Annotated in this window: 13 protein-coding genes and 1 tRNA gene; 8 read left to right on the plus strand and 6 right to left on the minus strand. The window is 32.2% G+C overall.

What is annotated here, in order from left to right; all coding sequences use genetic code 11:
- Window positions 1-68 precede the first annotated feature (68 nt).
- From tsf to P8K68_RS01725, 8 genes are all read left to right on the plus strand, one after another.
- On the plus strand, window positions 69-1,043 hold the full coding sequence (gene tsf / locus P8K68_RS01690) for a translation elongation factor Ts (RefSeq protein WP_300247562.1): 975 nt from the start codon (window positions 69-71) through the stop codon (window positions 1,041-1,043).
- 368 nt (window positions 1,044-1,411) lie between these two features.
- Entirely contained in the window at window positions 1,412-2,119 is a 708-nt protein-coding gene (pyrH, locus tag P8K68_RS01695) for a UMP kinase (RefSeq protein WP_300247564.1), read from the plus strand.
- A gap of 56 nt (window positions 2,120-2,175) precedes the next feature.
- Complete coding sequence (gene frr, locus P8K68_RS01700) at window positions 2,176-2,733, plus strand: ribosome recycling factor (RefSeq protein ID WP_300247566.1); 558 nt, start codon at window positions 2,176-2,178, stop codon at window positions 2,731-2,733.
- Window positions 2,734-2,792: 59 nt separating this feature from the next.
- Window positions 2,793-4,064: a hypothetical protein gene (locus tag P8K68_RS01705; protein WP_300247567.1), complete on the plus strand. Its 1,272-nt coding sequence runs from the start codon at window positions 2,793-2,795 to the stop codon at window positions 4,062-4,064.
- Window positions 4,065-4,111: 47 nt separating this feature from the next.
- The gene (locus P8K68_RS01710; RefSeq protein WP_300247569.1) at window positions 4,112-6,502 is read left to right on the plus strand and encodes an efflux RND transporter permease subunit; all 2,391 of its coding nucleotides are present in this window, start codon (window positions 4,112-4,114) and stop codon (window positions 6,500-6,502) included.
- 111 nt (window positions 6,503-6,613) lie between these two features.
- Window positions 6,614-8,047, plus strand: a complete 1,434-nt coding sequence (asnS, locus tag P8K68_RS01715) for an asparagine--tRNA ligase (protein ID WP_300247571.1) — start codon at window positions 6,614-6,616, stop codon at window positions 8,045-8,047.
- A gap of 86 nt (window positions 8,048-8,133) precedes the next feature.
- Window positions 8,134-9,588, plus strand: a complete 1,455-nt coding sequence (gene rpoN / locus P8K68_RS01720; protein ID WP_300247572.1) for an RNA polymerase factor sigma-54 — start codon at window positions 8,134-8,136, stop codon at window positions 9,586-9,588.
- Window positions 9,589-9,635: 47 nt separating this feature from the next.
- On the plus strand, window positions 9,636-10,193 hold the full coding sequence (locus P8K68_RS01725; RefSeq protein WP_300247574.1) for a hypothetical protein: 558 nt from the start codon (window positions 9,636-9,638) through the stop codon (window positions 10,191-10,193).
- Here the strand turns inward: P8K68_RS01725 and P8K68_RS01730 are convergent.
- The 6 genes from P8K68_RS01730 to P8K68_RS01755 form a co-directional block, all read right to left on the minus strand.
- Window positions 10,188-10,880, minus strand: a complete 693-nt coding sequence (locus tag P8K68_RS01730; protein WP_300247576.1) for a porin family protein — start codon at window positions 10,878-10,880, stop codon at window positions 10,188-10,190. The two genes, P8K68_RS01725 and P8K68_RS01730, sit on opposite strands and share 6 nt — an antisense overlap.
- A 131-nt stretch (window positions 10,881-11,011) precedes the next feature.
- On the minus strand, window positions 11,012-11,488 hold the full coding sequence (locus P8K68_RS01735; RefSeq protein WP_300247578.1) for a biopolymer transporter ExbD: 477 nt from the start codon (window positions 11,486-11,488) through the stop codon (window positions 11,012-11,014).
- Window positions 11,489-11,504: 16 nt separating this feature from the next.
- Window positions 11,505-12,095, minus strand: coding sequence for a biopolymer transporter ExbD (locus tag P8K68_RS01740; RefSeq protein ID WP_300247580.1), 591 nt, complete (start codon window positions 12,093-12,095; stop codon window positions 11,505-11,507).
- A 3-nt stretch (window positions 12,096-12,098) separates the two neighbouring features.
- Window positions 12,099-12,530, minus strand: coding sequence for a hypothetical protein (locus P8K68_RS01745; protein WP_300247582.1), 432 nt, complete (start codon window positions 12,528-12,530; stop codon window positions 12,099-12,101).
- A gap of 20 nt (window positions 12,531-12,550) precedes the next feature.
- Window positions 12,551-13,318 carry a MotA/TolQ/ExbB proton channel family protein gene (locus tag P8K68_RS01750; protein WP_300247584.1) on the minus strand — a complete coding sequence of 256 codons (768 nt, stop codon included), beginning with the start codon at window positions 13,316-13,318 and terminating at the stop codon, window positions 12,551-12,553.
- Window positions 13,319-13,392: 74 nt separating this feature from the next.
- A tRNA-Ser gene (locus P8K68_RS01755) sits at window positions 13,393-13,480 on the minus strand.

Genomic DNA, 13,480 nt, shown 5'->3' on the forward strand with positions numbered 1-13,480 from the left:
AAATAAGTCGTTTAATTCTTTTTCTTGGTTGAAAATAAATTGAACGACTTTTTTAAATTATAATAACTATGAGTACTACAGTAAAAATTACAGCCGCTGAAGTCAATAAATTAAGACAAGCAACTGGCGCAGGTATGATGGATTGCAAAAAAGCTTTAGTTGAAGCTGAAGGTGATTTTGATAAGGCTATTGCTGTTCTTCGTAAAAAGGGACAAAAAGTAGCAGAAAAAAGAGCTGACAGAGATTCATCTGAAGGTGCTGCTGTTTCAAAAATTAGTGCAGACCAAACAAAAGGTATAGCTATTGTTTTAGGATGTGAAACTGATTTTGTTGGTAAAAACGAAAACTTTCTAGCATTAGCTAGTCAATTAGGTGATATTGCTTTAAACACAAGCTCTAAAGAAGATTTTTTAGCTGCAGATTTTGAAGGTATGACAGTTGCTGAAAAATTAGTTGAGCAAACAGGTGTTATTGGTGAGAAACTTGAAATTACAGCTTTTGAGAAATTAGAAGCTGCTTATGTTGGTACTTACGTACACATTAACAAAATTGCTGCATTGGTAGGTTTAACTGCTAAAGTTGATAACGCTGAAGTTTTAGTTAAAGATGTGGCAATGCAAGTTGCTTCTATGGGAGCTACGTCATTATCTTATAAAGATTTTGATCCTGCATTTGTAGCATCAGAAACTGAAGCTAGAATTGCCGTTATTGAAAAAGATAATATTGAATTAGGGCGTTTAGGTAAAACACTTAAAAATGTACCTAGTTATATTTCTATGGCGCAATTAACTCCTGAAGTTATAGCTGAGGCTGAAGAAGCTGCAAAAGCGGAATTAAAAGCTGAAGGTAAGCCAGAACAAATCTGGGATAGAATTTTACCAGGTAAAATGGAGCGTTTTATTTCTGATAACACGACTTTAGATCAAGAGCAATGTCTTTTAGATCAAAGATTTATTAAGGATGACAAGAAAACTGTTGCTGAATATGTTTCTACTTATGGCGATGTTGAAATCTCAGGTTTTAAACGTGCTACGGTAGGGTAATCAGTTCCTGTAAAAATAGAAACTAAATAAATATTTAAGCCACTATTCTTTTTAAGGATGGTGGTTTTTTTCTGCAAACAAGTCAAGTTGTTAGATTTATAACCAAAATTGGCGGATACCTGCGGGAGCGATAGAAACCCTTCGACTTCGCTCAGGACAGGCTCCATCCTTTTTTAAAATAGGAAAAACACAATTTAGGTTATAAACTAAAAATTAACAGATTGCCACGTCGTGCCTCCTCGCAATGACGTTTTAAAAAGATATAGTGGAAAGCGCGGTTTTTTTTAAACCCGCCAAAAAACATCAATTAGTAAAGATTCAAAAAATAAAAAAATTGTGTAGCTTTGTGCAACCTCAGTAAATAACTCATGACATACAAAAGAATACTCCTAAAACTATCAGGCGAAGCCTTAATGGGAAACCGCCAATATGGTATAGATCCAGACCGACTAGCAGAATATGCGCAAGACATAAAAACGATTACTAGTAAAGGTGTAGAAGTTGCCATAGTTATTGGAGGCGGTAACATTTTTAGAGGTGTTGCAGGGGCTAGTAAAGGAATGGACCGTGTACAAGGCGACCACATGGGCATGCTTGCTACGGTTATTAATGGTTTAGCTTTACAAGGTGCTTTGGAAGATGCTGGACTACCTACAAGACTACAATCTGCCATTAAAATTAATGAAGTTGCTGAACCTTTTATAAGACGAAAAGCCATGCGGCATCTAGAAAAAGGTCGTGTTGTTATTTTTGGTGGAGGAACAGGAAACCCCTATTTTACTACAGATTCTGCTGCCGTTTTGCGTGCTATAGAAATTGAAGCTGATGTGATTTTAAAAGGCACTCGAGTTGATGGTATTTATAATGTCGATCCAGAAAAAGATAATACTGCTGTTAAATTTAATTCTATATCTTTTGACGATGTGTTAAGAAAAGGCTTAAAAGTGATGGACACTACAGCATTCACACTAAGTCAGGAAAACAAATTACCAATTATTGTTTTTGATATGAATAAAAAAGGAAACCTACTTAAAGTGGTTTCTGGAGAAAATATTGGAACAGTTGTTAACGTATAATTATTGGTGTAGTTTTTGAACACCTATTATATAATTTGAACTAAAAGTTTAAAACAATGAACGAAGACATAAAATTTATATTAGATAGTACGAAAGAGGCTATGGATAATGCGGTTGCGCATCTTAAAAAACAGTTTCTTAATATTAGAGCTGGTAAGGCTAGTCCTGCTATGCTTGGAAGTGTTATGGTTGATTATTATGGTGCACAAACACCACTTAGTCAAGTGGCAAACGTGAATACGCCTGATGGTAGAACAATTACGGTTCAGCCATGGGAAAAAAGTATGCTTCAAGAAATTGAACGTGGTATTGCTTACGCTAATCTTGGATTTAACCCTATGAATAATGGTGAAACTATTATTATTAACGTACCACCTTTAACTGAAGAACGTCGTAAAGATTTGGCTAAACAAGCTAAAGCTGAAACTGAAGATGCTAAAATAAGTATCAGAACGGCACGTAAAGATGCGATGAACGATGTAAAGAAGAACGAAGATGTTTCAGAAGATTTAAAGAATAACGCTGAAATAGACATACAACAAATGACGGATACTTTCGTTAAAAAAGTCGATGAACTTTTCGATAATAAAGAAAAGGAAATCATGACTGTATAATTTTAAAGGCGACAGTTTAGTCGCTTTTTTTATAAATCCTTAGTTTCTAGTTTTTACAAATGTTAAAACGTTACTTAATTTTTCTTTTAATCATTTGTACAACTCTAGTTCATGGGCAATCTTTCCAAAAAAAGGATATTGAACCTCAACAAGATTCGATTAAAAAAAGGGAATTATTAAAAAGCTTAGGCAATGGTTTTTTGCCCTCAAAATATTTCAACACAGACCTCAGGTATCTTATAAAGTTTAATCAATACGAAGGTGTTAGAACTGGACTTGGAGGTGTTACAAACAATGCTTTTTCCGAAAAATACAGATTTAATACCTATGTGGTTTATGGTTTTAGAGACCATCGTTTTAAATACAGTATTGGAGGCGGGTTTCGATTAGCCAAAAAAACAAATACTTGGGTAAATCTATTTTACACGGATGACTTACAAGAAACTGGAAGTACTAAATTCCTTACAGACAAACGTTTCTTTCAGTTCTTCGAACCTCGTTTACTTAATATTGATTTATTTCATAAGCACATTACAAAAGCCATAAGTTTAGAACATAAATTAACACCCAGTATAGAAGCCGAAACTGAACTAGCCATAAGTAATATAAACCCAACTTATAGTTACAGCTATCTTTCAGGCAATACGGCTATTAATTCTTTTCATTTAAGTACCGTAAAAATAGGTTTACAATGGAGTCCGTTTAGTACTTTTGAAGCTTCAGAAAAAGGACCAAAAGAAACCAAAGAAGGGTATCCTAAATTTACACTTCAGTACACTAAAAGTTTTAATAATATTTTTGGTAGTAATTTTGGTTTTTCAAAATTTGACTTTAGAACCCTTTATAAAATAGGAGATGAAAAAAATGCCTTTTCTGAAATCATATTAGTATCGGGAGTTGCTAGAGGAAATACGCCTCTTACACATATGTATCATGCCTATCCAAACAATATTAATAAAGAAACCATATTACAACGTTTTTCTGTGGCTGGATTAAATAGTTTTGAAACCATGTATTTCAATGAGTTTTTTTCAGATAAGTTTGCAACATTTCAATTCAAGCATTTTTTAAAACCTTTCAATATTTCAGAGCGCTATAAACCTCAAATGGTTTTGATTACACGAGTCGCTATTGGAGACATGGACAATCCTGAAAAACACCAAGACGTTTCGTTTGGCTCATTAAAAAAAGGATATACTGAGTCGGGTTTCGAACTTAATAAATTGCTCTTTGGTTTTGGTTTAAGCCTTACATATCGTTATGGTGGTTATCATTTACCTGAAATTGGCGATAATATTGCGTTTAAATTTACATTTAACGTCTCGTTATGAGGTATTACTCTTGTTTTTTCTACCTTTGCGCATCTTTTAACTAAAGCATGTTTAAACTTTTTACGAAAGACTTTTGGGATGTTATCGCAAGATTGATTTTACGCAATAAAATCATCATTCTTGTAGGCATATTAATTTCTACTATTCTTTTCGCTCAGAAATGGGATAACATGCGTTTAGCCTACAGTGAGGCGAATATGTTGCCAGACGACCATGAAGTAAATATTACATATAATAACTTTTTGAAAATCTTTGGAGAGGAAGGAAATCTTATTATACTTGGTGTAAAAGACAGCACCTTATTTACCGTTGAAAAACTAAATGCTTGGAATAAACTTTCAAAAGATTTTAAACAAAATGAAGCTGTTGAAACGGTTATTTCTATAAAAGATCTTCAGAAACTAGTTAAAGATACTGAAAATGAAAAGTTCAACTTGGAACCTTTTATTAAAGACTCTATTACTTCTATAGCTCAAATTGAAACACTTCAAAACGAGCTTTTTAAAAAATACCCATTTTACGATAATTTCTTATTTAACACAGAAACAAAAACAATACGTACGGCTATTTACATGAATAAAGCCATTGTAAATACATCCGCAAGAAAAGATTTTGTTATTAATGTTTTATTACCTAAAATTAAAACCTTTGAAGACACCTATAACTTAGATGTTCGCATTTCTGGGATGCCTTATATCCGTACTTTAAATTCAAAGAATATTGTTGATGAAATCAGTCAGTTTATTATAGCTGCACTTTTAGTGACGTCGATTATTTTCTTTTTCTTTTTTAGGTCGTTTCGAGCCACATTTATTTCTCTAGTTGTAGTGTGTATTGGTGTAGCGTGGACTTTAGGCATTATTGGCTTATTAAATTATGAAATTACAGTTTTAACAGCTTTAATACCGCCTCTTATTATTGTTATTGGAATACCAAACTGTATTTTCTTAATCAATAAATATCAGAACGAAGTAAAGCTACACGGGAATAAAGTAAAATCTTTACAACGTGTTATTACAAAAATTGGTAATGCTACATTGATGACTAATGTTACGACGGCCTCTGGTTTTGCAACATTCATTTTAACAGAAAGTAAACTTTTAAAAGAATTTGGAGTTGTAGCTTCACTTAGTATCATTTCTATTTTTATTCTATGCTTATTGATTATTCCTATTATCTATAGCTTTTTACCTTATCCAAAAGACCGTCACTTAGAGCACTTAAACAAACGCTGGATTGGTGGTTTTGTAAATTGGATGGAACGCATGGTAAGGCATAAAAGAATTGCTATTTATATCACTTCTGTAGTCTTACTTGTAGTAAGTATTATAGGTATATATCAAATAAAAATATCTGGCAGTTTAATTGAAGACATGCCTCAAGAATCTGAGTTTGTAAATGATATTCGCTTTTTTGAAAAAGAATTTAATGGTATCATGCCATTAGAAATCATGATAGATACCAAGCGTAAAAAAGGGGTCATGAAACTATCTACGCTTAAACGCATGGATGAATTTGAAGATCTCATTATTGAAACTCCAGAATTATCAAAACCTGTTTCTGTAGTTAGTTTAGTTAAATACTCTAAACAAGCCTATTATAATGGCAATACAAAGTATTATCAATTACCATCTTCACAAGAAAATAGTTTTATTTTATCATACGCTAAAAACTCATCTTCAAATGTCGATTTACTCAATAATTTTGTAGACAGCACTGGTCAATACGCTCGTATAACTACCTTTATGAAAGATGTTGGGACTGATAAAATGGAACGTCTTGAAGAAAATCTTCAAACAAAAATAGATAAAGTATTTCCAAAAGATCGTTATGATGTTATTATGACTGGAAAAGCCTTATTATTTCAGAAAGGAACAAAATATTTAGTTAAAAATTTAGTCATATCATTAAGCTTAGCCATACTATTAATAGCCTTGTTTATGGCCTATATGTTTCGTTCTGGACGAATGATTATCATCTCCCTCATTCCAAACTTATTACCGCTTTTGGTAACAGCTGGTTTAATGGGTTACTTGGGCGTACCAATAAAGCCTTCAACAATTTTAGTGTTTAGTATTGCTTTTGGAATTTCTGTTGATGATACGATTCACTTTTTAGCAAAATACAGACAAGAACTTCAAGCTAATAACTGGAAAATTAAAGTCTCTGTTTATGGCGCTTTACGTGAAACTGGAGTAAGTATGTTTTATACCTCTATTGTTTTGTTTTTCGGGTTTTCAGTATTTACCATTTCAAGTTTTGGTGGCACAGTAGCTTTAGGAGCCCTAGTCTCTGCCACATTACTATTTGCTATGCTTTCTAATTTACTACTTTTACCTTCTCTATTATTGTCTTTAGAACGCAATATCGCAAACAAACAAGTTCTTAGAAAACCTCCAATAAACATTATCCCAAGGGAAGACGAATTAGAAGATTAATCTACCACGATTCAAATGATATTTTAATCTAAATTCCAAAAATTTTGGAATTTAGAAATTGAATTTTCATCAATGAAACCTTTATATTTACATTATTAATTTTAAAAATGTGTGACTTTGAAAACTGTTTCAGAATTATTATCGAAAGATATTATTATACCAGAGGTAGAAATTAAAGGTTGGGTAAGAACCTTTAGAGCAAATAGGTTTATTGCTTTAAATGATGGTTCTACTTTAAATAATATACAATGTGTTGTCGATTTTGAAAACTTTGACGAAGCCCTTTTAAAAAGAGTTACTACAGGTGCAGCTATTCATGTAAAAGGAGAACTTGTTGAGAGCCAAGGTAAAGGGCAAAAGGTTGAAATAAAAGTAAACGAGTTAATAGTTTTAGGTGATTCTGATCCTGATAGTTACCCTATTCAACCTAAAAAACACTCTTTTGAATTTTTACGTGAAAACGCACATTTACGCACTAGAACAAATACCTTTAGTGCTGTTATGCGATTACGATCGACGCTCTCTTTTGCTATTCATAAATATTTTAACGACAACGGTTTTTATTATATGCATGCGCCTATTATTACCGGAAGTGATGCTGAAGGTGCTGGCGAAATGTTTAAGGTTTCAAGCCTTGATGCTAAAAACCCACCTTTAAACGATGAAGGTAAGGTTGATTATTCTAAAGATTTCTTCGGAAAAGAAACCAACTTAACGGTTTCTGGTCAATTAGAAGCTGAAACATATGCGATGTCTCTTGGGAAAGTATATACTTTCGGTCCAACATTTAGAGCTGAAAACTCAAATACATCTAGACATCTTGCTGAATTTTGGATGATTGAACCAGAAGTCGCTTTTATGGATTTAGCTGGAAATATGGATTTAGCTGAAGACTTTATGAAATCTGTTATTAAATATATTTTAGATAACAATAGAGAGGATTTAGAGTTTTTAGACAAACGCCTTCAAGATGAAGAAAAAACAAAACCGCAGGCAGAACGAAGCGATATGACTTTAATTGAAAAGTTAAACTTTGTTACTGATAACAATTTTAAACGTGTTAGTTATACTGAAGCGATCGATATTTTAAGAAACTGTAAGCCGAACAAGAAAAAGAAATTTAAGTATATCATTAACGAATGGGGAACAGATTTACAAAGTGAACACGAGCGTTTTCTTGTAGAAAAACATTTTAAATGCCCTGTAATCTTATTTGATTATCCAGCAAATATTAAAGCGTTTTACATGCGTTTAAATGAAGACGGTAAAACCGTTCGTGCCATGGATATTCTATTCCCTGGTATTGGAGAGATTGTTGGTGGTGCACAACGTGAAGAGCGATTAGATGTTTTAAAAGAACGAATGGCTACTATAAATATTCCTGAAGACGACCTTTGGTGGTATCTAGATTTACGCAAATATGGCACTGCAGTCCATTCTGGCTTTGGCTTAGGATTTGAACGTTTAGTTATGTTTGCAACAGGAATGAGTAATATTAGAGATGTTATTCCGTTTCCAAGAACGCCACAAAATGCAGAATTTTAAAAAAATAACAAAAAAAGGTAAACTTGGTACAACTTTGGTATACTAATCCCTTTTTATATATTTGAGTAACCACCTTAAATCAAAATATGCTTAAACAATATTTACAGTTTAAATTATCTCAAAAACTATCTCCTCAGCAAATTCAATTAATGAAATTGATACAGCTGCCTACGCAAGCTTTTGAGCAACGTTTAAAGCAAGAATTGGAAGAGAACCCTGCATTAGAAGGTGGTAAAGAAGACAATCAAGAAGACTTAGATTTAGATTTTGATAATACAGACGATTTTGATGACAAAGCATCTGATACTGACGAAATAAATATTGATGAGTACTTGAGTGATGATGAAGTTCCTGACTACAGAACACAAGTTAATAACTACAGTAGTGATGATGAAGAAAAAACAATGCCATATGCTGCTGGAACCTCGTTTACACAACATTTAGTAACCCAATTAAATACCTATAGACTTTCTGATGATGAACGAGATATTGCCGAATTTTTAGTTGGAAGTGTAGATGAAAGTGGTTACATAAGACGAGAATTAAGCGACATCATGGACGATTTGGCATTCACACAAAGTATTTATACCACTGAAGAACAAATTGGAAAAGTTTTAAAAATAGTGCATCAATTAGATCCTGCTGGCGTAGGAGCAAGAAATCTACAAGAGTGTTTAAGTATTCAATTACATAGAAAGGAAAAAACAGTCGATACTGAATTAGCAATCAATATTATTGATAATGCTTTTGATCAGTTCACGAAAAAACATTACAAAAAATTACTTCAAAAGTTTGATATTACTGAAATTCAGTTGAAAGATGCTATTACTGAAATTGAACATTTAAACCCAAAACCTGGTGGTTCTTATGCCGGAAACAACAGGATTGTAGAACATGTAGTTCCTGATTTTGCTATTAAAATAGTTGATGGAGAGTTGGAGTTAACCCTTAACGGAAGAAACGCGCCAGAGCTTCATGTATCTAGAGAATACAATAATATGCTTAAGGGCTACAAGGACGCTAAAGACAAATCAAAATCGCAAAAAGATGCAGTTATCTTTATTAAACAGAAACTAGATGCTGCTAAATGGTTTATTGAAGCTATAAAACAACGTCAGCAAACATTATTTGTAACTATGAGTGCCATAATGCATTACCAAAAAGAATACTTTCTCACAGGTGATGAACGCAACTTAAGACCAATGATTCTTAAAGATATTGCTGATGAAATACATATGGATGTTTCAACAGTATCTAGAGTTGCAAACAGTAAGTATGTTGATACGCCATATGGTACTAAGTTGATAAAAGAATTCTTTTCTGAATCTATGAAAAATGATCAAGGAGAAGATGTTTCTACAAGAGAAATAAAGAAAATTCTCGAAACTGTTATCGAAGAAGAAAACAAGAAAAAGCCACTAACAGACGAAAATTTGGCTTCAATCTTAAAAGAAAAAGGATATCCAATTGCAAGACGAACTGTTGCAAAATATAGAGAGCAACAAGATATACCTGTAGCACGTTTACGTAAAAAAATATAATGGATAGGCTATTAAAGAGTATCTCATATATTTTTCACCCATTGATAATGCCTTTATTAGGCGTTGTTTTTTACTTTTCAAAATCACCTCGATATATTCCAGTTGAAATTATTCAAGCGAAAGTAGTATCCCTTTTTATATTAACTGTTATTCTGCCTGTTTTAATATATTTACTATTAAAAACAGTGGGAGTTGTAAACACTATTAATCTTAAAACAACTAAAGAACGTATTTACCCATTGATTCTAAATGGTATTATTATATTAATAGTATTGCAACGGATATTAACACCTTCTCAGTCTGCTGAACTTTATTTTTTCTTTGTTGGTATACTCATATCTAATATGACTTGTTTATTACTCGCCATAATGAAATTTAAAGCCAGTATACACATGATTGCAATATCTGGTGTGTTTATGTTTTTTATAGCGCTTAGTATTCATTTTAGCATTAATATCAATGGAACGCTAGCATTAATAGCTATAATAATGGGAGCTATTGCCACATCAAGACTTCATGTTAAGGCACACTCTTATATAGAACTAATTATAGGCATTTTTATAGGGGTAGTTCCACAGTTAATTTTGGTAACTTATTGGTTATAGTATATAAAACATTAGTCCTATTTTAGCTACACTAATATCCAAATGCTCGCCATTTAGTTTGACATCTTTTGAGAATATGGAATTTAAAGCATAATACAAGTGAATATTCCAAGTGTTATATCCAGCACTCAAAGTTAGTCCATATTGAAATCTATTAAAATCTTCATTATTAGTGTATTTAATACGCCCTAAATCGCCTTCATATTTTGACGTATTAGCAATCATATAACCAAATTTAAATCCTGTATAAATACGCCAAAAATTATATTCTGTTGGTGATGATGTGCGCCATCTAAATTCTATAGGCAACTCTACTAAATGAATTGAAAACTTGTTTTTACTATAGGTTTGACTATCTGAAAGAATACTGTACTCGAAACTATTAGTATTGTTTTTATTAATAAAAAGATCTTGATTAAATGAATTGGCAGAATACCCCAAACCTATACCAATAGCAACATTTCTGGCGGCATTAATTGGCATGTCTTTAATAAACCCTAATTGAAACCCTAAAGAAAATCCACTTTGGTTTAAGCTTTTAGGCTTTTTATCTAGTAAATTATAAGTAATGCCGGCATAAAATTGATCCTCTTTATATAGAGAATCTATTTTCTTTAAAGTATTTTCTTGAGCAAAACAAAATTCAATACTTGAAAATAAAAATATGAAAATAAACCAATATTTCATTTAAAAACAATATTTTAAAATTTACAGCTAAAGTTAAACATAGCAATTAAAATGGTTTATGTCTTTTTTAAAAATCAAAAGGCGTTTTGATGAAATCAAAACGCCTTTTGTATAAAATCAAGAAATAAAAATCAATTATTATTAAAAACACTACCTTTTTTGGTTGTATAATTAATTTTCAATGCGTTAACTTTACGCAGTTCTTGTTTAATGTCTCCTATTAATCCCATATTAGCATCACTATCAACTTTTAAAGCTGTAGTTAAAAATGGCACTAACTCTTCTCTTTTAGAAGCGCGTTCTGCATTTATGAAAGACGCAATCTCTTTAACATCTGCAAATTTATCGTTTAGCTGTATTCTTGCAGAGCTACCATACTGTTTATAATTAGCACTTGGCTTTCCGGCATAGATATACATCACCAAATCTTTTTTATCAAGTTTCTCAACTTGATTAGCAAATGGTAAATTATTCTCTATCATTAAGGTATTTTGCCTCATTACAGTAGCAACCATAAAAAAGAATAATAACATAAACACAATATCTGGTAATGATGCTGTATTAACAGCAGGTATATCACCTCCTTTTTTCTTTTTAAATTTAGACATACTTATAAATGTTAAATTATTCTTGTACTTCTGAAAGTTTTTGAGGATAGTCCAATTTTATTTGGTCTATTTTCTCTTTTAGCTTCTCTTTATTTCCTGGCCAATTTACATCTTTGTAATTAGATTCCATTTCGGCAAATGATTTACCGTATAAAGCTTCAGCTCTTGCATCTCTCAACTCATTATATGCAGCTACCAATTCATTCTGTACTGCTATATAGGTTTTATAAGTTGTTTCTCTGTTGTTAGCCAATGAAATAATAGCTTTATCTGGATTGTCAGATGATGCTGGATCTCTTTTACCTTTGCAAAAATTGCAAGATCCATCACCTCCATTATCTAAAAACTCTCTAGCGGCTTTTCTTAAATCCTTAAGTTCCATCAGTTCATCTTCAACTAACAACTGGTCTTTACCGTTCAATAAAACAGTGAAAATATTTTTTTGCTTAATGATAACATCTTCATCAGATTCTTCCATAGGCGGAAGCTTTCTGTTAATTCCAGAATCTGTCTCAATAGTTGTTGTTACTAAAAAGAAAATTAATAGTAAGAAAGCAATGTCGGCCATTGAGCCTGCATTTACTTCTGGTGCTGCTCTTTTTGCCATAATTTATTTATTAAAGATTTTTTTTAATCCGCCTAATAACATAGACCCAATTGCCAAAATAGCTAGTGCATAAAAAGCATATAATCCAGCTCCTACGACTTTTGATGTACCTTCATCTACATCTAAACCTTTATCTGTAAAAGGTTTTAAGTCTAAATCTGTCCCAGATGATATTGCATAAGATATAAATATTACTGCAGCAAATGCTCCAACAGTTATCAAAGTCTTTTTAATATCTCCAGCAAACAAACCTTTTATAACGTATATTAGTACAAGTGCTAATACTATCCCTAATACTGCATAAGCAACATAGAGTAAGTTTCCACTCATACTTAAAGCGGATTCGTCATCGCCTGCCATAATAAGCAGTACAAAAATCGCACCGATTATAGCAAGCGCAAACGCTACTATTTTTAAAATTTTATGTAAACCCATTTTTTTAAGTTTTTAAATTATTACTTTTTATGTCTAATCAATAGATCCATTAACGTGATAGAAGCATCTTCCATATCGTTAACAATACTATCGATTTTAGCAATAATATAATTGTAAAAAATTTGAAGTATAATAGCTACTACTAAACCAAATACAGTTGTTAAAAGTGCTACTTTAATACCTCCAGCCACAAGTGATGGTTGCATATCTCCGGCTGCCTCAATTTTATCAAAGGCTTGAATCATACCAATTACCGTTCCCATGAAACCAAGCATTGGTGCAAGTGCAATAAATAATGAAATCCAAGAAACATTTTTTTCTAACTGTCCCATTTGAACACCACCATAAGCTACAACAGCTTTTTCAGCAGCTTCTATACCTTCATCTGTTCTATCTAAACCTTGGTAGTAAATAGATGCAATAGGCCCTTTTGTATTTCTACAAACTTCTTTTGCAGCTTCAACACCTCCAGATGATAATGCATCTTCAACAGATTGTGTTAATTTCTTTGTGTTTGTTGTTGAAAGATTTAAAAAGATAATTCTTTCAATAGCAATTGCTAATCCCAGAATTAAACATAACAAAACAATACCCATAAATCCGGCACCCCCTTCAATAAACCTCTTTTTTAATTCTTGATGAAATCCAAGTTCTTCAGCAGGAGCTTCATCTTGTGTCATTGTTGTAATTGTTGTTACAGCTGTACTAGTGTTTGCAATTGTAGTTGCATTAGCAGTTCCGGATGCCACCATTACAGTTATGGCAAGGATAGAAAATAGTCTTTTCATGTTCTCAATCTTAATTATATTAGTTAAAGTGTTAAAGATATAAAAAAAAAGCAATTAAAAATAAAAAAAATCAGCAGAGAGGAAGGGATTCGAACCCTCGATACGCTATTAACGCATACACGCTTTCCAAGCGTGCGCCTTAAGCCACTCGGCCACCTCTCT

Source organism: Algibacter sp. (assembly GCF_029245835.1).
Lineage (GTDB): Bacteria > Bacteroidota > Bacteroidia > Flavobacteriales > Flavobacteriaceae > Algibacter_B.

What these genes read in the sequence shown, in the direction of transcription:
- P8K68_RS01710 (WP_300247569.1), top strand. Translation starts at nt 4,112, where the DNA reads ATGTTTAAACTTTTTACGAAAGACTTTTGGGATGTTATCGCAAGATTG.
- tsf (WP_300247562.1), top strand. Translation starts at nt 69, where the DNA reads ATGAGTACTACAGTAAAAATTACAGCCGCTGAAGTCAATAAATTAAGA.
- P8K68_RS01745 (WP_300247582.1), bottom strand. Translation starts at nt 12,530, where the DNA reads ATGGGTTTACATAAAATTTTAAAAATAGTAGCGTTTGCGCTTGCTATA.
- P8K68_RS01725 (WP_300247574.1), top strand. Translation starts at nt 9,636, where the DNA reads ATGCCTTTATTAGGCGTTGTTTTTTACTTTTCAAAATCACCTCGATAT.
- frr (WP_300247566.1), top strand. Translation starts at nt 2,176, where the DNA reads ATGAACGAAGACATAAAATTTATATTAGATAGTACGAAAGAGGCTATG.
- P8K68_RS01750 (WP_300247584.1), bottom strand. Translation starts at nt 13,318, where the DNA reads ATGAAAAGACTATTTTCTATCCTTGCCATAACTGTAATGGTGGCATCC.
- P8K68_RS01730 (WP_300247576.1), bottom strand. Translation starts at nt 10,880, where the DNA reads ATGAAATATTGGTTTATTTTCATATTTTTATTTTCAAGTATTGAATTT.
- P8K68_RS01735 (WP_300247578.1), bottom strand. Translation starts at nt 11,488, where the DNA reads ATGTCTAAATTTAAAAAGAAAAAAGGAGGTGATATACCTGCTGTTAAT.
- rpoN (WP_300247572.1), top strand. Translation starts at nt 8,134, where the DNA reads ATGCTTAAACAATATTTACAGTTTAAATTATCTCAAAAACTATCTCCT.
- P8K68_RS01705 (WP_300247567.1), top strand. Translation starts at nt 2,793, where the DNA reads ATGTTAAAACGTTACTTAATTTTTCTTTTAATCATTTGTACAACTCTA.
- pyrH (WP_300247564.1), top strand. Translation starts at nt 1,412, where the DNA reads ATGACATACAAAAGAATACTCCTAAAACTATCAGGCGAAGCCTTAATG.
- P8K68_RS01740 (WP_300247580.1), bottom strand. Translation starts at nt 12,095, where the DNA reads ATGGCAAAAAGAGCAGCACCAGAAGTAAATGCAGGCTCAATGGCCGAC.